This window comes from Coleofasciculus sp., from assembly GCF_046565525.1.
Lineage (GTDB): Bacteria > Cyanobacteriota > Cyanobacteriia > Cyanobacteriales > Coleofasciculaceae > Coleofasciculus.
The window spans coordinates 1-18,771 of the sequence record NZ_JBKHUP010000094.1; the positions used below are offsets into that span (position 1 = coordinate 1).

Here is an 18,771-nt window from a genome sequence, read left to right on the forward strand (position 1 = left end):
TTCCGTCCACCGAAGACGTTAAACTCTGCCTCCCTGTGACGGAAGAATCCCCCGCGTTTTAACCGGGGGAGTGTCAATTGCAATAACCGGATGGATTAGATTCATTTTCAGCATCAAAAAAGATACTTTGCATTAATTAATACAAAAAAAGCTGATAGCGCCGATAAGGTTAACCTGAGATTAACCAAGAAAGGATAAAACCTCTGGAAGAAACAATTCCAGGGACAGTTGTCCTGTTGACTAATCTCACCAAAAACTCTATCTGGTGTGAGAGACGAACGTGAATCAAGCTAAAGTTGCTAGGATTGCCTTACTTAATGTGCCGACAATTTTAGGGATAACAATTGGGCTATCTACCGCCGCGATCGCAGGTGAACCGACAAAATCAGTCCAAAGTATCACGGATCAGAATACCCAACAGCCGAGTCCAATTGCCCAAACGCTCCTGAATCTGGAGATTTCGGTTCCCGATGCGGCGCTGGAGACAGAGGAGACATTAAACCCATCCGCAATACCGGACACCCCTATACCTTCTCTAGGATTGGACGCTATGGAAAATCAGGGGATGGGACAATTAACCAACGTATCCCAACTGCGAGATGTCTCTCCCGGAGACTGGGCGTATGAAGCGTTGCGATCGCTAGTTGAACGGTATGGCTGTATTGCCGGATATCCAGATGGCACGTTTCGCGGTAATCGGGCGATGACACGCTATGAATTTGCGGCTGGATTAAATGCTTGTTTACAGCAAATTGAACGTTTAATTGGCAACGTTCCCGATAATGGGGATGATTTGCCCACGCTACGGCGTTTAATTGAAGAATTTGAAGCAGAACTTGCCACCTTAGGAGCGCGGGTTGATAATTTAGAAGGTCGAGTGGCATTTTTAGAAGACCATCAATTTTCCACAACCACAAAACTGTCGGGGGAAGTTATCTTGGGTTTGGCGGATGCGTTTGGAGATGAGGTTGGTGACGATGTAAATACCGTTTTCCACGATCGCGTGCGCCTCAATTTCCTAACTAGCTTCACCGGGAAGGATATGCTGCAAACTCGTCTGCAAGCGGGTAATTCAACCCCATTACTGGCAAGAGGCGGTGTAACTTATGATGATGGATCAGGTGGTAGTCAAGAAGGACGCTTTACCTACGATGGTTCGGCTGGCAATGATGTCGTGATCGACATCCTGCGCTACCGTTTTCCCCTAGGAGACAAAGCCACCGTACAAATCGTGGCAAATAATGGCTTACACCACTATTACTCAGATACTGTGAATCCCTACTTAGAAGGATTTGCTGGGGGGTCTAATGCCATTTCCCGCTTCGCTGAACGGAACCCCATTTATCGGATTGGTCCGTTTGGTGCAGGGGCTGCGATCGCGCTAAAACCGAGTGATAATCTCAGAGTAGATTTGGGCTACATTTCCAATACCGCCAGTAATCCTGGAGAGGATAATGGGTTGTTCAACGGGAATTATTCCGGAATTGCCCAAATTGTTTATGGCAGTCGGTTTAAAATTGGATTAACCTACGTCCACGCTTATGATGATGGTGGAGATGACGCTAGACGCTTTCTATTAGGTGGAACAGGTACAGCCTTTGCTAATCTCAATCCGGGACAATTGGCAAATGTAACCAATTTGTCAGCCGATACTCTCAGCACTCCCGTTGTCAGCAACTCCTATGGACTAGAAGCCTCGCTCAGATTTAGTCCTAAATTTTTGGTGAATGGTTGGGTTGGTAAAACCGACGCCCGTTTAATTGGATTAGGTGATGCAGATATTTGGAATTTTGCCTTAGGTTTAGTGTTTCCTGACTTAGGAAAAGAAGGAAACTTAGGCGCTATTGTTGCGGGTGCAGAACCGACACTGAGAGGATTAGATGTTCCCGGTGGAACCAAGGACTTTAATCGAGATTTTGCGTATCACATCGAAGGCTTCTACAAATATCAAGTGAGCGATAATATCTCAATTACACCGAGTATCATCTGGTTAACCGCTCCCAACCAAAATTCAGATAACAGCGATGCTGTTATTGGCACGGTAAGAACCACATTCACGTTTTAAAAAAGAGTGCCGACTTCTTAAAGAAGACAGGAGCTAAATGTAGGGTGGGCATTGCCCACCTACAGTGCCTTGATATGCATACAGTGTAGCGATTTGTCAAAGGGGAACTTCAGCATAAAGTTGCATTGGCGAAGGAAATGCTAATCCAATCAATAATCAACTTAAGTATTGACATAAAGACGTTTGTGTGAAGTAAGCTGATTATTTAAAATTACAGTCACCGTAGTGCCTTGATTAAGTATGCTGTCTATCTGAATCTGACCGTGGTGATTGTCTACAATGGCTTTAGCGATCGCTAACCCTAATCCGGAACCCGCCGTATCATGGGTTCTGGCGGGATCGATGCGGTAGAAGCGATCAAAAATAAGGGGTAAGGCGGTTTCGGGAATTCCCATACCATTGTCGCGAACTTGGACTTGAATCCAGGAGGAAATTTGTCGTCCACCTTTGTGGGGACGATTGACTAATTCTAGTTTCACCTGCACCCATCCTTCCTCGTCTTTGTCCGTTTTGGCTGGAGTATATTGCACCGCATTACTGACGAGATTGGTAAATAAACGCGCTAACTGATTCCAGTCGCCCAAAATGGTAAATGCCTCGTCATCAGGCGATTGTAGCGGTTGCAGAGTAGTGATGCGATCGCGTGCCTCTGAGTCAGAGGTGGAATCAACAAATGATTCAGCATTCACATCATCGTAGTTTAAATCAAAATCAGGGGTTTCGGGCAAATGAAGCGAGAGAAAAATACCTTTTTGATCGGCAATTAACTGTTGTTCTTCAATCACTTCCATCAGCAACGCATCCAAGGGGACAGGTTGCCATTCAGGTTGTACCATACCACTATCAACCCGTGCCAAAAATAGCAAATCATTCACTAACCTTCCCAAGCGCTGAGTTAATCGTTCCACCACCTTGAGTTGGTGACGTTGCCATTGCGGTTCCATATCTGGATCAGCTAGCGCCACTTGCACATTGGCTTGAATCGTGGCGATGGGATTTCTTAACTCGTGGGAGGCATCAGCGGTAAACTGTTTTAACCGTTGGTAGGATTCGCGCACGGGTTTCATGGCGAGTTCTGAGAGTAACCAACCAATCGCGGCGGTGGAAAGAATCATTAGGCTTGTTCCCACCGTTAAATCAACAATTAACTGGCGAATCGGTTTGGTTACTTCAAACCAGGGATGACTCACCCGTAAATACCCTAAAACATACCGTCCAAGTTCGACTCGCTTGGTAAACTGACGCAGCAGGTGATCCGGGGATAGATGGACAGTTTCCGCTGTTTGTCGGGGATGCAGGGGAACATCTAGGGGTTCTGATAGGGTTGACCACAGCAACTGACCCGTGGGACTAAACAATTCTAAGTCAATGTGGTCATCTTCCACCGCTTGGGTATTGTCGCGAAAACTGGCTTCTACGTTAATCTGATAAGGAGTAACCGTTCCCGCGATTGGCTCAATTACCAGGGAGCGATCGACAACTTCCACCACATGCTTTAAGGTATCGTCAACTCGTTCAATTAAAGTGCTGCGGACGTACAAGTAAACTCCTGTCGCAAATAGTAATAGTAAGACGGCAGTAACCGTTGTATACCAAAGTGCCAGACGGCGGCGAGTGGCTTGAAACATTTTATTTTATTCAAGGCAGTAGGACACATCAAGTAGATTAGGCGTTCCGGCGGAGGAGTCTCTACCATAGTTCTTGGTAACCAAGTAGGGGCTTGGTAACCAAGCCCCTACGGCGACTCGTGCTGATGGTAGGGACACGACATGTTCCCTACAGATGGTGGTTTAACGGTAAGTCCTACATTTATTCTCTTAATACCAAATGTCGCTGCGCGTCAAAAGAAATCTTTCCTTGCTGCTGCAACTGACTGAAGAGGCGAGTAATCGTGACTCGAGTCGTGCAACAGGCGTTAGCAAAATCCTGATGCGTCAGGCGAATAGTTAAACGAGTCCCCTCTTTTGTTGGTTGACCAAATTCCTCTTTTAACCACAATAGGAAACAGTGCAAACGGTCTGTTATTTGTCGCTTACCAGCAATTGCCAATAGAAATTCCGTCTGTTGCAGGCGCTGATTAATATGAGGTAAAAGACTATTGGATAGCTCAGAAGAGGCGGAGATTTCCGTGAGGGAAATACCAACTAATTCTGCTGTTTCCGAGAGAACAGTGGCTTGGCAAATCGGTAGAGACGTCATCCTAGAACCGAAGCAGATGGATTTTCCTGCCAACCCCAATATTATTTCATCACCACTTTCGCTAAAAGTACTCAGTTTCAGAACCCCCTGGCAAACTAGCCAAATGATCTGGGGTTGAAGAGAAACTGTCTCGCCTTTATGATAAACATGCCGGGGGCGATCCTGGTAGAGGTTGATATGATTGCGATTTAACTCCCTCAGCGCCTGCTGGCGATCGCTGATATCCTGTACTATCCAGTGCAAACGGATTGGCTGATTCTCTAAGTTGCAGTCGGGGGTTACAGTCAAAGCCGCCTCCAAGGGCTCACCTTGACGTGGCTGAATCTGAGCAATCCATTCTTGTTTGACGTTACGCTGCTGAATCTCGATGAGTTTAGCCGGAAACTTGCGGCGATCGGATTTAATCAAGAAGATGTCTAGAGGTTTGCCGACTAAAAACCGCTGTGATATATTCAGCATCTTGGCAGCAGCTCGATTGGCTTGTGTAATTTTTCCATTCGTATCCGTTTCTAGGCAAGCACTAGGCAAAAACTCGACTAGATCTTGGTAACGCTGGCGTTCGGCTGCTAATTTTATTTGCATCGCAGCCGATTCCTCCGCCTGTACTAGAAGTTCCTCCATCGCCACTTGCAGTTCTTCTGAAGCTATGCCGAGTTCTTTAAAGGCTGATGGTAGCAGACTAGATTTGCCGTTTGAAGTATCTATATGCTGGTAAAGCCGATCTAAGCGCCCTTGTAATGCCTCTAGCTGCTGAACAAACCGCTTCAAGTCAATGTCCAACGTCCCAACACCCCTTTTTCTCTGTAAACAATCCCCCATAGATAGATTTTTAGGTATTTTATTTAGTGTTTGGTAAGGATTAATTGATTTGGCTCTCCAAATGCGTTTGTATTCAGAGTAACAAAGCAACTTAATATAAGTCCCCTTCTTTAGACAGACGTGGAGTAGGGCGGAACATTGATATGCTGCTAGATGTCAGTAAAGCTAAGGGTTTCAGCGCCCTCCCAACAGACAAGACATAAGGATAGAATTCTACGCTTATCCCAGATCAATCCCTCTCTGGCTAGGACTGGCAACTTCCCTACTCGCTCATTGTCACTCAGACTTCATTTGTATTTTGTATATAGACATGAATTCACAAACCACTTCCCATCAAACCGCTTCCGCCGCTAAACCTAGCCAAAGTACATCCGATCGCCAAAGTTTATGCTGTTATACTAATACCACCAGCCATATTCAAGTTATCCGACTCGTGAGTAAATCCCATACTAATTGGCAGCGGGTTGTTTTTCCGGGTGAGCGTTTCCTGTTTGAAACTGACTCCGAATCTAACTTAGAGATTTTGGTAAGTGAAGGAGTTTCTTCTTTGGTTAATTGTCAAAAATTACTAGTAAAATTGTCAGCCTAATAAACTGATTATTTCGATGCCAATGTTGCTGTTTGATTGGCGCAGTCAACACTATCTCTAAAAAAGGGGCTCACCACCATGTCGGAGAAAATTATTAATTTAACCTGTCTGCTTATCATTGAAGAAGCTAAAGATATCTTGACAAATTATCCAGCGACTCATCAAGCTGCTTTTGAACAGCCATCCTTACGTAACCAGCTCATTAACCAAGTATTAAGTCAAATTCCGGAACAATCTTATACTATCCTGAATGAATCCGAACAACTCCCCAAAAACCCTCGACGTTTTTACTCCTGCATAGAAGATCGAATGATGGTCGAAAAACTCATTCATCAGAGTATTATTGCTCTACTTCAAGAACAGAATGAAATGTTACATTCCTTGCCTCAACAAGATGATAGCTGTTCTGCTACTACACCGATGAATGCCAACAAAAAACTCTATCGTTGGTTCGGCTATTAGGGTTTTGAGATAGGGACAAAACATTAATTAGCACGATCCGGGTAAAAGGGTAAGGTTTTGTCCCAATAACTATGGGTATGACAGACAAACGATCTAGGCGGATATGATATGAGACTTCAGATGATACAATAGTCACCAACGCCAAGTCATGTCGGTTTTGGCTGAGTCAATCCAGGAGTCCCCCTTCACCTGATGTCAAGACAAGCTGCAAACCCGGCTAATCTATTCAATCGAATTCCCGGACGCGCTTATCTGTTGATTGCGATTGTGATTTTCGCGTCAGCCAATGCGGTAATCCGGATGTTAACAAATTTGGGAGGTCAAAATTTAATTGATGGGAGAAATCCCATCTCTTTTTGTAATGTTCTGTTTGCGGGAAATCTTTGTGCTTTAATCGCCCTAATCTTAATCTACGGCAAACAGTGGAATGTTGAGTCGCTAAAACGTCTCTCGTGGACAGATTGGCTGGGATTGACAGGGGTGGCAATATTGTCTGGAGCATTAGCCCCAGCATTAATTTTTATGGCGCTGGATTTGACAATGGTCAATAATGTGGTACTAATTGGGCGAATTGAACCGCCCCTGATTCTGGCGTTATCTATACTATTGCTGGGAGAACGGGTAAATAAGTGGGTGGTAGCGGGTGCGGTGGTTTCGTTCATTGGCGTTTCTCTGACTGTATTACTTCAGACTCCCGCTACTGAGATGGCGAATATGGGGGGATTCCAGATTGGCAAAGGAGAATTATTTGCCGCAGGCGGTGCCGTGGCGTTAGCCTTGTCCACGATAATTAGTAAGGTGAAGCTACGCCAGATTCCTTTGGCTATTTTCAGCATCTATCGCATGGCAATAGCAACTTTAGTGTTCTTTGTCGTTGTCTTGATGCTGTTTGAACCCAATCATTTCATCGATGTGTTTTCGCCCTTTCTGTGGCGGTGGATGTTGATTTACGGCATGGTGATTGTCGTTGGAGGTCAACTGTGTTGGTTTATGGGGTTAAAGACAACGGGTGCAGGGGATGTTTCCTTAGCCAGTTCCTTTAGCCCCATTGCCGGAATTTTAGCGGCTTATTTTATTCTGGGGGAAGCACCAACCATGGCGCAATATATCGGTGGGGCGGTGATTATTGGTGGTATTGTTCTTAATCAGATTGGCATGTTTCGCAAAATGGCTGAAACAGTTACTCCGCCGCCTGGGAATTCAGATAAGGAAGCGGATATGGAGGTGGGCTTTAAAGGGGTGTGATATCATGTCCGCCTAAATAGTTGTGATTTACTTTCCTTATGCTCTTTGATAGTCCTGTTAACTTAAACTATAGGAATAATTAGAAATTTAAATACTTCCCTGGGAAATGCTCTCTGCAGCAGTCTCTGCCGGTATTACAGAGCTGGGAATGCTATCTATAAAAATTTGTCAAGTCGTAATACCTAGACTAAATCCCGATTGACGTAGATTTGACGTTTAAGTTTTATTACAATTAGAATGATTACTTCAAGCAATTGTTCGCTCATTGCTTCCCTACTTAGCCCATGATGTTCATTACAAACCGACCTTCAACGTCAACCCTTGAAATCACGCCAGCCGTAAACCAGGCTGTTAAAGACTTCCAGCGCCTGTCTGTTGATGATCAGTTGGGGCTGCTATGGGGAATGTATCAAAACCTCGGCTGTTCTCTGGCGCCAACACCTGCAGGTGCAGCACGGTTATTTTTGACCCAAGGGTTGCTGCATCAGATCAAGCAAATGCCTTCTAATCAGCAGCTAGCGATGATGCACGGCTTATTAAGGGAGACAGATACCCCCATCAGTCGCCAGTACGGACTGTTCACCCTTAAAACCAAACTGGCGTTTTGGACTCAGCTATTTGATTGGATGTCCACAGGTGAGGTGAGTCCGGTGGCAATCACTTATCCGCTTTCATCCTCAGCAACACTCCTATTGAGAGCGATGGCATCATTGGAACTGAATGAACAAATTTCCCTATTCCACTGGATTGTTGACCAGATGGGTGTTGCACCTTTAGCCGCTTAGGAATTTGGCACTTAGGTACAAGGTCGATTTATTTTGATTTTGTTAAACTTCAACTTCTAAAAGCCCAACCGTGATAGCGGCAAAGGCAAAGGCTACACCCAGAGGCATAGGCGACTGGAAATAAACGGTCAAAACAGCGGCAACGAGGGTCACCAGAATTGCCCCAATTGACCATAGTTTCTCTTCGCCACTCCAGCCTTTTTCCGCTTTAATCCATTTCAATGCGTCAGTTGGAAGCGGTTCTGGAATCACAGCGCCCGGAGGGAATGCCCAATAGTTATCGCGTTCAATATATAAGTCAGTCCAGCCATTCTCGTAGCACCATTCGTTTAGCCAAGATTCAGAGTAATGTTTCATCGGATTTTGTTAAAATATGTTAAATTAACATGTCTTACAACCTCAATAACAATAACAAATCTTTTTCGAGACTAAAAGAGGAATAAATACCTATTTCTATTGGTTTAGGAAATAGGGAATAGGGAATAGGGAATAGGCGAAAAATTACCCCAGGTAAAAAGGGGACTACAAAAGCGGATTTGGCATAAAACTCTAAGACAAAATGGTTTGTAAACCCTGAACAAAGCGTTCAATACCCTCGGTAACTGTTTCTTTTCGTAGAGCTCCATAAGCAATTCGTAGATAGCAACCATCTTCCATACCAAAGGTTGTACCGGGTAAGACGGCGACGCGATGATCGCGAATCAAGCGTTCGACTAACTCGATGGCATTTCTATTGGTGTTAACCTGAAGCCAAAAATAAAACGCGCCATTAGCTGGGGCGATCGCACATAATCCATCTAATCGCTGCAACGCCTCTAATACCAACTGTCGCACTGTTGCGATCGCGTGAATGTGGGGTTGAGTATAATTGACTCCAATCTTTGACACTCCTCAGCCTAAAGGCGTGAGGATTCTTCTTTCATCGAGCACTCTTACTATGAAATAGTCGCCTATTTCATACCAGAGGAGCATCTCTGGAAGAAGCGTTTTGCTCCATTACAGAAGCTAGTTTCGATATGCCCTATCGTACTATTGAAAACAAGAAAGAATGTGTTTTGGGCGTGCTTGTTGCTTAGACTTTTTACCTGTACAAGCCTTTCTGTACAAAACCCTCTAAGCCTAGTTTTCAAGGTGCGATGCCTCTCGGCTCTGGGTTTTTATAGAGGTTTAATACCCTTTCCTCCAAGTGAATTTTAACACAAAGTCGTCCTTTAAGGACGAGGCTTTAGACCCAATTTTTCGGTAAGGCGGCTAAGGCGACATACTGGGAGACAACGGGTGGACAGATGAGAATCGTATCCTGAATTTTCTTCACCGCCGCCAGCAGATGCTGGGGAATCACCATATAGCCAATGCGCCAACTTGCAAACCCATAGGTTTTAGACAGGGAGTACAGGGAAATCGTATGGGAGTCACTTTGGGGAAAAGCCGCCGGGGAAACGTGCTTTACGCCGTTATAGGTAAAATACTCGTAGGCTTCATCGCTAATGTGATAAATTCCCCGTTCCTGACAGAGTTTATTTACCGCCTCTAACGCTTCTTTTGAGTAAACAGCCCCAGTGGGATTGTTCGGCGAAATCGTAACCACGGCTTTGGTTTTCCCGGTTATGGCTTGCGCGATCGCGTGGGGACGCAGTTGATAATTTTCGTCAGTTGCCACAAGTACCGGATGACAACTCGCCATGGTAATTGCCATTTCGTGGTTGAAATAGTAAGGCGTCTGAATAATAATTTCGTCGCCCGGAGTGGTAATTGCGAGAATGGCATTCATAAACGCCATGTTTGAGCCGGCGGTGACAACGATACAGTTGTGTTCGTTGAGGGTAATCCCGTTATCAGTGTGCAGTTTGGCTGCAATCACAGACAGCAATGGTGCAATTCCCTGAACCGCTTTGTACTTGTGGTTATCTGGATCAGCCAGAAATTCCGGCAAACGTGCGATCGCCTCTGGTGGGGGAGGGTAATACACGACACCCTGTCCCAAGGAAATTGTACCGGGATGACGGCGAATCAGTTCCCCAACGATGGGAATCACGGGTGACTGTACCGCTTCCATGCGAGAGGTTAAGGTGGACATCGGCGACTGATAATCAGATCAATTAAGGGCGCACGTCGTTGGTTATTAGTGCTTAATCTCAAAACTTCACCTGACTAGGGTTCAACGTTTAGATCCCCCTCGCATCCCCCTTAAAAAGGGGGACTTTAAACCATTCACCCTTAACTACATAAAATTCGGTTGATGGCGAATCAAATTGAGAAACTCTTCACGAGTTTTATGGTCATCTTGGAACACACCCACCATAGCGCTAGTTACTGTCCAGGAACCGGGTTTCTGTACCCCCCGCATAACCATACACATGTGAGTCGCTTCCATGACTATAGCCACTCCCTGGGGTTCTAAAATGGTTTGAATAGCTTCGGCGATCTGGCGGGTTAGGCGTTCCTGAACTTGTAGCCGCCGCGCATACATTTCCACGACACGCGCCAATTTACTGAGTCCCACGACTTTCTGGTTGGGAATATAAGCAACGTGTGCCCGTCCCATAAATGGCAGCATGTGGTGTTCACACAGGCTAAAGAAGTTAATATCCCGCACTAACACCATTTCATTGTGACCTTCATCAAAAATCGCCCCATTCACTAATTGTTCGAGGGACTGATTGTAGCCACCGGTCAAAAACTGTAGTGCTTCCGCGACTCGTTTTGGCGTTTTGAGTAACCCCTCGCGTTCAGGATCTTCGCCAACGCCTAAAAGTAACGTCCGCACTGCGTCCATCATGTCTTCGGTTGAGGTTTCCCCAGAAAGCCCCAGCTTAGGTTGCTGACCGTTATGGGTATTGCGATCGGGTCGGGGTTCAACTTGAGGGATGGACGTGTTAAGAGTCACGGGTGTCATAGACTCAGAGCGATTCACACCATTGGATGAAGCAATAGTCATAATTGGGTAGTATTGATAATTTTGACAAGGATGGATGGGAGGGTCAGATCGTGTCGTTCTAGAGAGTTCCGGCACTGGGCATCAGGGTCATCGAATCGATAACAGCCGTTTGGGGCATTAAGGCGGCGTGTAAAATAGATTGGGCAACGATTTCGGGGGTCAACATGGCTGACCGATTCAAGTCGGCTTTTACGGTGTCTGTATCCCAGATTGGCGTATTCACTGCCCCTAGAGATAAGGTCACAACCCGGATACCATGGGCACGTTCTTCAGCCGCTAGGGTTTTTCCTAGGGCAATCAACCCGGCTTTACTGACGTTGTAGGCTCCCCAACCCGGAAATGGCTGCAGACCCGCAATGGATGCCACGTTAATAATTGTGCCGTGTTGCTGCTGGCGCATGGTGGGTAAAACACCAAGAATGCATTGCCATACGCTGGTAAGATTGAGATCCAGTACGTGCTGCCAGTCCGCTAAGGGGGTTTCCATCAGCGTACCGGTATAGCCCATACCCGCATTGTTGACCAAAATATCCAGGGAGGCAAATTCCGCCGCGATCGCTTCGATCTTGGTCTTGACCTGATCAAGTTGATTTAGATCAAGGAGATAGGGTTGAGCCTTGACCCCAGCTTCTCGGACAGCCGTTGCTACTGCCTCTAATTTGTCTTGGGAACGACTGACTAATGCCAGATCAATTCCAGCTTGGGCAAAGGCTAAAGCTGTAGCTTTGCCAATACCACTACTCGCCCCTGTAATCAAGGCAAGTTTTTTAACGGAAGAAGTCATAAAATTTTCCAACTCAGATGCGGTAAAGGTTCCCTGGTTAACTCATAAGGGTATAAGGGGAGGAAAGAGTCCGCCAACATTCAAATTAAGCAACAGCGAATCATTGACAATGGGGTTGGTAAGGGGGCGAATGGAAACCCCTGTCATTTATGTATGGGGAGGAATTCGCCCCCTTACATAAACAGCAGTCTGACAGGACTTCCTTCCCCTAGCTGTCTTCTATGGGGTTCCTGACTTCTTGCGGCTACATTCTCACTAAAAAGCCCTGGATACACCAGTTTTCCTCTTTTTGATCTACATTCATTTATCCCCCATTGGGACAAGGAGACGACGGAGGACAGTTAATCCCGAATGGCTAATGTGAAACTTAGATCAAGCTAGGGTTGATTTGCCGATGGATTAACGTCCTGACGTTAAGTTGTGAATAATTGTTACAGAGCTGACTATTTGATTATACGACTATCTGGGTTTGATTGACAAAAGGGTAGAAATAAGGAAGGCAATCCAGTCCTTATTCCTTAAGTTGGATGCCAAATTTCCCTTAATTATTTTAACGCTCAAACCGTTTTCAGGCATGTAGCTCGGTAAAAACACCAATATGCCGAAACTTCTGATAGCGTAACTCCTGACGTTCCTTAGGGCTAAGCCGAGATAAGTCTTCCAAGTTCTGTAATAGGGCGGCTTTGAGCGTTGCTGCGGCTGTTAAGGGGTCACAATGAGCGCCGCCTAGGGGTTCAGGAACTAATTGATCTAAGATACCTAAATCCTTGAGATCCCAAGCCGTTATCCGCAGCGCTGCAGCGGCTTGGGGAGCTTTTGCCGCATCTTTCCAGAGAATGGCGGCACAGGCTTCTGGAGTCGCAACGGTATAAACGGCTTGTTCGAGCATTAAGATACGATCGCCCACCCCAATACCCAAAGCACCACCCGATCCGCCTTCGCCAATCACCGTACAGACAATCGGCACATCCAGACGGAACATTTCCCGAAGATTATACGCGATCGCTTCCCCCTGACCTAATTTTTCCGCATCAATACCTGCCCAAGCCCCTGGCGTATCAATAAACGTTAAAATCGGCATACCAAAGCGATTGGCATGTTCCATCAGCCGCATCGCCTTACGGTATCCACCGGGCGACGCCATGCCAAAGTTCCGCACCACATTGTCTTTGGTATCCCGCCCCTTTTGATGCCCTAACATTACCACTGGACGTCCCCCTAAACGCCCAATCCCACCGACTAGGGCTGGATCATCATAGCCGCCGCGATCGCCATGTAATTCCATCCATTCATCACTAATCGCCTGAATATAATCCAGAGTACTCGGACGCCGGGGGTGACGGGCTAACTGAAGCCGTTGGGCTGGAGATAAACTACTAAAAATTTCTTGACGCAGTTGTGCCGCCCGTGCTTCTAACTGACGAATTTGGTCAGAGACATCGACATTGTTTTCTTGTGCGAGTTCACGAATTTGGTTAATTCGGGTCTCTAATTCATAGAGGGGCTTTTCAAAGTCCAGCAGAAAAATCCGGTTTTCAGTTGCCATGGGTCAGTCGTTGTATCCTTATCCCTTAAAAGCTCAGCAGGGGTCTAAATCCATGTTTAATTGACACCTGTCCAATTTTTTCCATCTTTTCTACCGTAATCTGATTCCGTCCCCAGGAAAAGTTGGTATACCACTTTTCAAACTCTAACAGCATTGACTCGGCAAAGCAGGCAAATAGCTGGCGTCCTGGATCTTTCATTTCGACGATTTGCATAATTTTCCAGTCGATATCCAACGAATGCTCAACAATACCCCCATTGAGAACGTAAATGCCGGGATATTGCAGCTTGGTGGCTAAATTCTTGGGGTAACCCCCATCAATCAGCAGACAGGGCTTCTTTAAGACTGAGGCATCAATTTCAATGCCCTTGGACATGCTTGCCACCCAGACAATAATATCCGCTTGGGGTAGCGCCTCCTCTAATCCCATAATTTTGCCGCGCCCTAATTGGTCTTGTAAGGCTTGCAATCGTTCCTGGTTACGGGCGCTTAAGAGAATCTCGGCAACATCGGTGCGGCTATTGAGCCAACGACAAACGGCACTGCCAATATCGCCCGTTGCCCCACAAACCGCCACGGTGGCTTTTGACAGGTCAATGCCCAGCTTTTTCGCCCCTTGTTCGACTTGGGCGCAAAGGATGTAAGCCGTGTGGGTGTTGCCCGTGGTAAAGCGCTCAAATTCTAGCTTGACATTGCGAACCTGGCTTTTCTCGTACAAGTGGAATTCTTCAAAAATAATTGACGAAAAGCCACCTAATGCTGTAATGTCTATGCCATTTTTTTGGGCATGAGCCATGGCGTTGAGAACTTTACGGATGGCGGCTTTGATCCGGCGCGTGGCTAGCATCTCTGGCAGAAAACACGATTCCACATAGCGTCCTTCTATCGTCTCCCCTGTCAGGCTAGTCACCTTGATGGTGTCAACGATTTGGGGAGGGGCGCTGCACCAAAAATCTAACCCTTGGTCAGCATATTCTGGGTAGCCTAGATCTCTGGCGACGGCTTGGGCGTGTTGCAAACTGGTGAGGTGACCGATAAGACCAAACATTTACTGCTCGCTGGTAAGGCTGTTAATTAGGGGGAAATGGAAAATTGGAGTAAGGGTAAGAAATTGTTAAGGATATTTAAAAATATTATCAGGAAGATAGGGGAGATGGGGGTTTTAGTTTTGCTTCACGACCTTCGAGGGCATGGCGCATGAGTGTAGAGACGTAGCAGGCTACGCCTCTACTATTACATACATCTAGGTTGAGCTAGACGGCTGTCAATCCGTAGGCAGACATCCGCATGATGTCACGGGTGGTAAAGCCGATATTGCTTAGGGCTTCACCGTAGGCGATCATGAAGTCTTCGACCAGAGCATCTTTTTCCATTCCCAGGATATGAGCATCGTTCTCAACTTGGTTAAGCATACGCCAAACCAGGGGCAGGTTTTGCTTATTGGCTTGTTCGAGTTCGGTTTTTGAGGCTTCAAAGTTCTTTTTGAGCCACTCTTCGCCAAAATTGAGGTGGGTGTACTCGTCTTTCACCACACCTTCGGTGATTTTTCGGGCAAAGGGATCAGCGACGGGAATGTAAATGTTATAGGCGGCGATCGCGAAGCATTCAATAATCAGCGATTGAATCAGCAAGCAGGTGACGATATTACCTGAGGCGGCGGCGGTTTGGAAGTTTTGGTGTAATTGGCTGAAATACTCCTTGGCAAATTCCATGTCCGGTGTGACACTCAAGTTGCGACCACAGGCTTGAAACCCCTTCTTATGGCGGTTTTCCATCTTAGCTAGACTGGTTAGCTCATCCTTTTGGTCGGGTAGCAGTTCAGCCAGTTGGATGTAATTCTCTTGAGCTTCTTGTTCCCCTTCGATCACGATCGCGTTGATGCGGCTATAGGCGTCCTTGTATGTTTCACTATTGAAATCTAGCTCTTGAGTGACTGTAAGCTGCTGCATCAGTAGATTTTCTCCTGTTTGCATGAGTAGAGGTGTTTCAAAAACGCTTTGAACCCAATTCTAGGCAATTGGCTCAAAGCCGCTATATAAAACTTAACCCATCAATGATATATGGTGAGAGGTATTGAGGAATAGTGCCTTAGACAGACAATTCTTCCCTCCATCATCGGTATTCACTTATTAAAAGCATAGGATTAAACAAAGATAAATGTCTAAATAGCTACAGATTTTATCCTACTCGCTCCCGAAAAGAAGTAAGCTACGTCCTCCGCCCCTCTGCCCCATCTTCCCCATCCGGGAATGCGGAAACGCTAGAATGTGGAGTCGAACAGTTATTCATCCCTCATTCATGTTTGATTGGGTCTGGTTATCTCGCGTCGCAGGGCTAGGATTAGTAGGAACCGCTGCCGGATCTACTTTATTCTTTGGTATATTAGGGCGAACTTTCCTCTCGCAGCCAAACAATCGTCACCCCAACTCAATAGCTGCGATCGCGCCTCTTAAGACTCAAGCTGTAACTTTACCCCCGCAACCGTTACCGTTGCTAACCTTACCCAATTCTACTTCCGCCTCTGAGGTATCCCAGAAGTCTGTTGCGGTTCTCTCGCGCCCGTTTGATCTCAAGCAAAGCCTCAGCACCTATCAGCCTCTGTTTTCCACACCAACCTCTCTAGGTATGGTGGCTATTGGGGTAGCTGAGGGGAATTATCGCCTGTTTACTGAAAAGGGCAATCTCTACGTCCAGCAAACTTCTTTCTACTTTGGACATACTGATCCGGGTAACTTATCCTGGGGAGATGTAGTCACCAACTATGGACCGTGTAGTGATCAAGGACGCAGTAAGGGCAATATTGCCTTAGCCGAACAACTGTGTTTAGAGCGATCGCGATCGCGACTACCCACTCATCTAGTCGATTTGAATGCGGCTGGTATCGACCCCGAACGGGATTTAGAGGCTTTACTCAATGTAGCTGATTTATACAATCAAGCGATGCCCATCCATTCTCGTCACTTTCCCCACGCCCTCGCCATCGCCAAAAAGGGTGGGTTAAGGGGAAGTGATGCTCTAGCTTGGGCAAGAACAGCATCGTTTTATCTTAATGTCAATAACGAGTTAGATTTAGAAACGGGTTCCAATAAAGCCACAGGACTCTTAGGTATCTGTGCTAGAGAAAACCTGCCCATCACGGAATGGGAATGTGTTTACAAAGACCAAATGCGACGAGTCAAAGCCATTGCTTCAGTTGTTGAGAAGTATAGCCAAATCTATCAATCAAAAACGAATTAAGGAATTGTTACGAATTTCTTATAGGAAGGTGAGGATGTCAAGTGCACCCTAAGCGCCTGCTTGAGGTTTGAGGGGTAGCTCCACGGTAAAAGTGGCTCCCTTTCCCTCTCCAGCACTTTCGCACCACACGGTTCCCCCATGGAGTTCAACGAGGTGACGTACAATAGCGAGTCCTAATCCTAGTCCGCCATGGGAACGAGTTGTTGAGCCTTCAGCTTGGCGAAAGCGGTCAAAAATGTAAGGCGCAATGTCAACGGATACCCCCTGACCCGTGTCTTGTATCCGAATGCGTACCGCATTTTCCAACCATTCCAAATAAATCTTGACTTGTCCGTGAGTTGGGGTAAATTTAATCGCATTAGACAAAAGATTCCATACAATTTGCTGTAAGCGATCGCTATCCCCCTTGATCGCCCTCCGACTCGGTGCTAAAAATGAATCAATCCGAATACTTTTAGCGTCGGCTGCGGGTTGTAAGGTATCAATTGCTGCGTTGATAACTTGGTGTAAATCAACGGGGATTATATTTAAGCGCAACTTACCCCGAATAATCCGCGACACATCCAGCAAGTCATCAATAAGCTGGGCTTGAGACTTAGCATTGCGTTCAATCACTTCTAACGCACGCTCTACTTTGTCGGGACTCAGTTGTCTTCTCCGCAAAAGTCCCGCCCACCCTAGCATCGCGTTCAGGGGTGTTCTCAGTTCATGGGATAGGGTGGCTAAAAATTCATCTTTCAGGCGATTCGCGGTTTCAGCTTCAGCGCGGGCGGCTTGTTCACTCTTGAGCAATACAGTCCGTTCTTCTTCTGCTTGTTTGCGCTGGGTGACATCTTCAATCGCACCCTCATAGTACATAATTTCACCCTGATCATTGCGGATAGCACGAGCATTGTAGCGTACCCAAATCATGGTATTATCACACCGAAACATCGGCATTTCCAAGTTTCGCACCACTCCTTCAGAGTCTATCTGATTTTGCCATAAGTAGTTAACTTGAGGATTAACTAGGTGCTTGGATATATTTGCGTTAAGCAAGGCTTTTAGACTGGGATATCCCAACAGTTGCAACAGGGCTGGGTTGGCTTCAATAATTTCTCCTGTTGGTGTCATCCGGTAAAGTCCGATGGGTACGCTTTCAAAGAGTTGTTGATATCGCTGTTGCACCTCTTTGAAGGCTTGACGTTGCTTTGCTCGCTCCAATGCTGCTCTTACGGCGGCGGCGAGACGAGTATAATGCTGAGGCGATTTAATAATATAATCGTCAAGTCCTGATTTCATCGCCTCGACAGCAACTTCTTCGTTTCCTGTGCCGGTAAACATCACCACAGGACAATCTGGATACCGTTGCTTGACTTTGTGCAGTACGTTTAAACCATTGCTCCAACGCAAGCTATAATCAGTGACGACGAGATCAAATTGTCCCTCGGCTAATGCCTGTTCTACTTCGCTGATATCGGTAATCTCTTTAGGCTGTAATTGGTCAAACTCCTGCTCTAGCTTGCGTAGCGCTAGCATGCGATCGTCGGGGTTGTCGTCAATTAACAGAATTCTTACTGGATTGTCATTTCTCATTTGTCATTCGTCAGGGAACATAGAACAGGGAATAGAAAGTCAAAATTTATAATTACTAATTCAGACAAGGGGTTTTTCGTTAAAGATTAACCAATACAGATCAAGAGTACGAATCATTTCTAAAAAATCATGAAAGTTTACAGGTTTCACTAAATAAGAATTGGCTCCGATGTCATAAGCTTTATTAATATCTGGTGTTTCTCTGGATGCCGTCAACACCACAACTAATAGACGTTTTAACTGAGGTTGCTGTCGAATCCAAGCTAAAACTTCTAGACCGGATTTACGAGGCAGTTTTAAATCGAGTAAGATAAGAGCTGGAATAGGATAACGTTCTAGATCATTATAGGGTGCTTTGCCCTCTAGGTAATTGATTGCCTCCTCTCCATTCATGACAACTTGCAGTGAATGAGGTAGATTGAGGCGTCCAAATGCACGCTGAATTAGGAAAACATCATTATCATCATCTTCAACGAGTAAGATATCAGAAGGTTTAGCACTCATAATTTGCTCCATAAAACTTACTC

The 18,771-nt window shown here is 46.0% G+C and carries 18 protein-coding genes and 1 pseudogene; 6 read left to right on the plus strand and 13 right to left on the minus strand.

Annotated features, from left to right (window positions below; genetic code table 11):
- The first annotated feature begins 280 nt into the window (after positions 1-280).
- Positions 281-2,065 (plus strand): iron uptake porin, encoded by a 1,785-nt coding sequence (locus ACLGGO_RS27130; RefSeq protein ID WP_446421620.1) that lies wholly within the window; start codon positions 281-283, stop codon positions 2,063-2,065.
- A gap of 161 nt (positions 2,066-2,226) precedes the next feature.
- On the opposite strand, the gene ACLGGO_RS27135 is transcribed toward ACLGGO_RS27130, so the two are convergent.
- The 3 genes from ACLGGO_RS27135 to ACLGGO_RS27145 are packed head-to-tail and all read right to left on the minus strand — an operon-like array spanning position 2,227 to position 5,083.
- Positions 2,227-3,693: a sensor histidine kinase gene (locus tag ACLGGO_RS27135; protein WP_446338621.1), complete on the minus strand. Its 1,467-nt coding sequence runs from the start codon at positions 3,691-3,693 to the stop codon at positions 2,227-2,229.
- A 6-nt stretch (positions 3,694-3,699) separates the two neighbouring features.
- Entirely contained in the window at positions 3,700-3,831 is a 132-nt protein-coding gene (locus ACLGGO_RS27140; protein WP_446421621.1) for a hypothetical protein, read from the minus strand.
- Positions 3,832-3,874: 43 nt separating this feature from the next.
- Positions 3,875-5,083, minus strand: a complete 1,209-nt coding sequence (locus ACLGGO_RS27145) for a PAS domain-containing protein (protein ID WP_446421622.1) — start codon at positions 5,081-5,083, stop codon at positions 3,875-3,877.
- Between the two features lie 310 nt (positions 5,084-5,393).
- Here ACLGGO_RS27145 and ACLGGO_RS27150 point away from each other — a divergent pair, with 310 nt between their 5' ends.
- The 4 genes from ACLGGO_RS27150 to ACLGGO_RS27165 all read left to right on the plus strand — a co-directional run bounded on the left by ACLGGO_RS27150 (position 5,394) and on the right by ACLGGO_RS27165 (position 8,164).
- Complete coding sequence (locus tag ACLGGO_RS27150; RefSeq protein ID WP_446338623.1) at positions 5,394-5,672, plus strand: DUF1830 domain-containing protein; 279 nt, start codon at positions 5,394-5,396, stop codon at positions 5,670-5,672.
- 78 nt (positions 5,673-5,750) lie between these two features.
- Complete coding sequence (locus tag ACLGGO_RS27155) at positions 5,751-6,134, plus strand: hypothetical protein (RefSeq protein WP_446421623.1); 384 nt, start codon at positions 5,751-5,753, stop codon at positions 6,132-6,134.
- A 192-nt stretch (positions 6,135-6,326) separates the two neighbouring features.
- Positions 6,327-7,379, plus strand: a complete 1,053-nt coding sequence (locus tag ACLGGO_RS27160; RefSeq protein WP_446421624.1) for a DMT family transporter — start codon at positions 6,327-6,329, stop codon at positions 7,377-7,379.
- A gap of 284 nt (positions 7,380-7,663) precedes the next feature.
- Positions 7,664-8,164 (plus strand): orange carotenoid protein N-terminal domain-containing protein, encoded by a 501-nt coding sequence (locus ACLGGO_RS27165; RefSeq protein ID WP_446421625.1) that lies wholly within the window; start codon positions 7,664-7,666, stop codon positions 8,162-8,164.
- A 42-nt stretch (positions 8,165-8,206) separates the two neighbouring features.
- Here the strand turns inward: ACLGGO_RS27165 and ACLGGO_RS27170 are convergent, their stop codons facing one another.
- The 8 genes and pseudogenes from ACLGGO_RS27170 to ACLGGO_RS27205 form a co-directional block, all read right to left on the minus strand.
- Positions 8,207-8,521 carry a slr1957 family protein gene (locus tag ACLGGO_RS27170; protein WP_446338627.1) on the minus strand — a complete coding sequence of 105 codons (315 nt, stop codon included), beginning with the start codon at positions 8,519-8,521 and terminating at the stop codon, positions 8,207-8,209.
- A 192-nt stretch (positions 8,522-8,713) separates the two neighbouring features.
- On the minus strand, positions 8,714-9,052 hold the full coding sequence (locus ACLGGO_RS27175; protein ID WP_446421626.1) for an aminotransferase class I/II-fold pyridoxal phosphate-dependent enzyme: 339 nt from the start codon (positions 9,050-9,052) through the stop codon (positions 8,714-8,716).
- Positions 9,053-9,407: 355 nt separating this feature from the next.
- Positions 9,408-10,241 (minus strand): annotated as a pseudogene (locus ACLGGO_RS27180) (pyridoxal phosphate-dependent aminotransferase); the annotation flags it as partial.
- A 144-nt stretch (positions 10,242-10,385) separates the two neighbouring features.
- Positions 10,386-11,102, minus strand: a complete 717-nt coding sequence (gene folE, locus ACLGGO_RS27185) for a GTP cyclohydrolase I FolE (RefSeq protein ID WP_446335344.1) — start codon at positions 11,100-11,102, stop codon at positions 10,386-10,388.
- A gap of 58 nt (positions 11,103-11,160) precedes the next feature.
- Positions 11,161-11,886: an SDR family oxidoreductase gene (locus ACLGGO_RS27190; protein ID WP_446335343.1), complete on the minus strand. Its 726-nt coding sequence runs from the start codon at positions 11,884-11,886 to the stop codon at positions 11,161-11,163.
- Positions 11,887-12,454: 568 nt separating this feature from the next.
- Complete coding sequence (gene accA, locus ACLGGO_RS27195) at positions 12,455-13,432, minus strand: acetyl-CoA carboxylase carboxyl transferase subunit alpha (RefSeq protein ID WP_446421627.1); 978 nt, start codon at positions 13,430-13,432, stop codon at positions 12,455-12,457.
- Positions 13,433-13,457: 25 nt separating this feature from the next.
- Positions 13,458-14,480 carry a long-chain acyl-[acyl-carrier-protein] reductase gene (locus ACLGGO_RS27200; protein ID WP_446421628.1) on the minus strand — a complete coding sequence of 341 codons (1,023 nt, stop codon included), beginning with the start codon at positions 14,478-14,480 and terminating at the stop codon, positions 13,458-13,460.
- Positions 14,481-14,685: 205 nt separating this feature from the next.
- Positions 14,686-15,381 (minus strand): aldehyde oxygenase (deformylating), encoded by a 696-nt coding sequence (locus ACLGGO_RS27205; RefSeq protein WP_446421635.1) that lies wholly within the window; start codon positions 15,379-15,381, stop codon positions 14,686-14,688.
- A gap of 349 nt (positions 15,382-15,730) precedes the next feature.
- Between ACLGGO_RS27205 and ACLGGO_RS27210 the strand changes: the two genes are divergently transcribed.
- Positions 15,731-16,669 (plus strand): hypothetical protein, encoded by a 939-nt coding sequence (locus ACLGGO_RS27210; protein WP_446335339.1) that lies wholly within the window; start codon positions 15,731-15,733, stop codon positions 16,667-16,669.
- Between the two features lie 48 nt (positions 16,670-16,717).
- Here ACLGGO_RS27210 and ACLGGO_RS27215 read toward each other — a convergent pair whose 3' ends face one another.
- The gene (locus ACLGGO_RS27215) at positions 16,718-18,244 is read right to left on the minus strand and encodes an ATP-binding protein (protein ID WP_446421629.1); all 1,527 of its coding nucleotides are present in this window, start codon (positions 18,242-18,244) and stop codon (positions 16,718-16,720) included.
- 60 nt (positions 18,245-18,304) lie between these two features.
- Positions 18,305-18,748 (minus strand): response regulator, encoded by a 444-nt coding sequence (locus ACLGGO_RS27220; protein WP_446421630.1) that lies wholly within the window; start codon positions 18,746-18,748, stop codon positions 18,305-18,307.
- Positions 18,749-18,771 lie beyond the last annotated feature (23 nt).

Excerpts from the sequence above, each read along its gene's own strand:
- ACLGGO_RS27135 (WP_446338621.1), bottom strand. The coding sequence starts at position 3,693 with ATGTTTCAAGCCACTCGCCGCCGTCTGGCACTTTGGTATACAACGGTT.
- ACLGGO_RS27145 (WP_446421622.1), bottom strand. The coding sequence starts at position 5,083 with ATGGGGGATTGTTTACAGAGAAAAAGGGGTGTTGGGACGTTGGACATT.
- ACLGGO_RS27150 (WP_446338623.1), top strand. The coding sequence starts at position 5,394 with ATGAATTCACAAACCACTTCCCATCAAACCGCTTCCGCCGCTAAACCT.
- ACLGGO_RS27155 (WP_446421623.1), top strand. The coding sequence starts at position 5,751 with ATGTCGGAGAAAATTATTAATTTAACCTGTCTGCTTATCATTGAAGAA.
- ACLGGO_RS27160 (WP_446421624.1), top strand. The coding sequence starts at position 6,327 with ATGTCAAGACAAGCTGCAAACCCGGCTAATCTATTCAATCGAATTCCC.
- ACLGGO_RS27165 (WP_446421625.1), top strand. The coding sequence starts at position 7,664 with ATGATGTTCATTACAAACCGACCTTCAACGTCAACCCTTGAAATCACG.
- ACLGGO_RS27170 (WP_446338627.1), bottom strand. The coding sequence starts at position 8,521 with ATGAAACATTACTCTGAATCTTGGCTAAACGAATGGTGCTACGAGAAT.
- folE (WP_446335344.1), bottom strand. The coding sequence starts at position 11,102 with ATGACTATTGCTTCATCCAATGGTGTGAATCGCTCTGAGTCTATGACA.
- ACLGGO_RS27190 (WP_446335343.1), bottom strand. The coding sequence starts at position 11,886 with ATGACTTCTTCCGTTAAAAAACTTGCCTTGATTACAGGGGCGAGTAGT.
- accA (WP_446421627.1), bottom strand. The coding sequence starts at position 13,432 with ATGGCAACTGAAAACCGGATTTTTCTGCTGGACTTTGAAAAGCCCCTC.
- ACLGGO_RS27200 (WP_446421628.1), bottom strand. The coding sequence starts at position 14,480 with ATGTTTGGTCTTATCGGTCACCTCACCAGTTTGCAACACGCCCAAGCC.
- ACLGGO_RS27205 (WP_446421635.1), bottom strand. The coding sequence starts at position 15,381 with ATGCAGCAGCTTACAGTCACTCAAGAGCTAGATTTCAATAGTGAAACA.
- ACLGGO_RS27210 (WP_446335339.1), top strand. The coding sequence starts at position 15,731 with ATGTTTGATTGGGTCTGGTTATCTCGCGTCGCAGGGCTAGGATTAGTA.
- ACLGGO_RS27215 (WP_446421629.1), bottom strand. The coding sequence starts at position 18,244 with ATGAGAAATGACAATCCAGTAAGAATTCTGTTAATTGACGACAACCCC.
- ACLGGO_RS27220 (WP_446421630.1), bottom strand. The coding sequence starts at position 18,748 with ATGAGTGCTAAACCTTCTGATATCTTACTCGTTGAAGATGATGATAAT.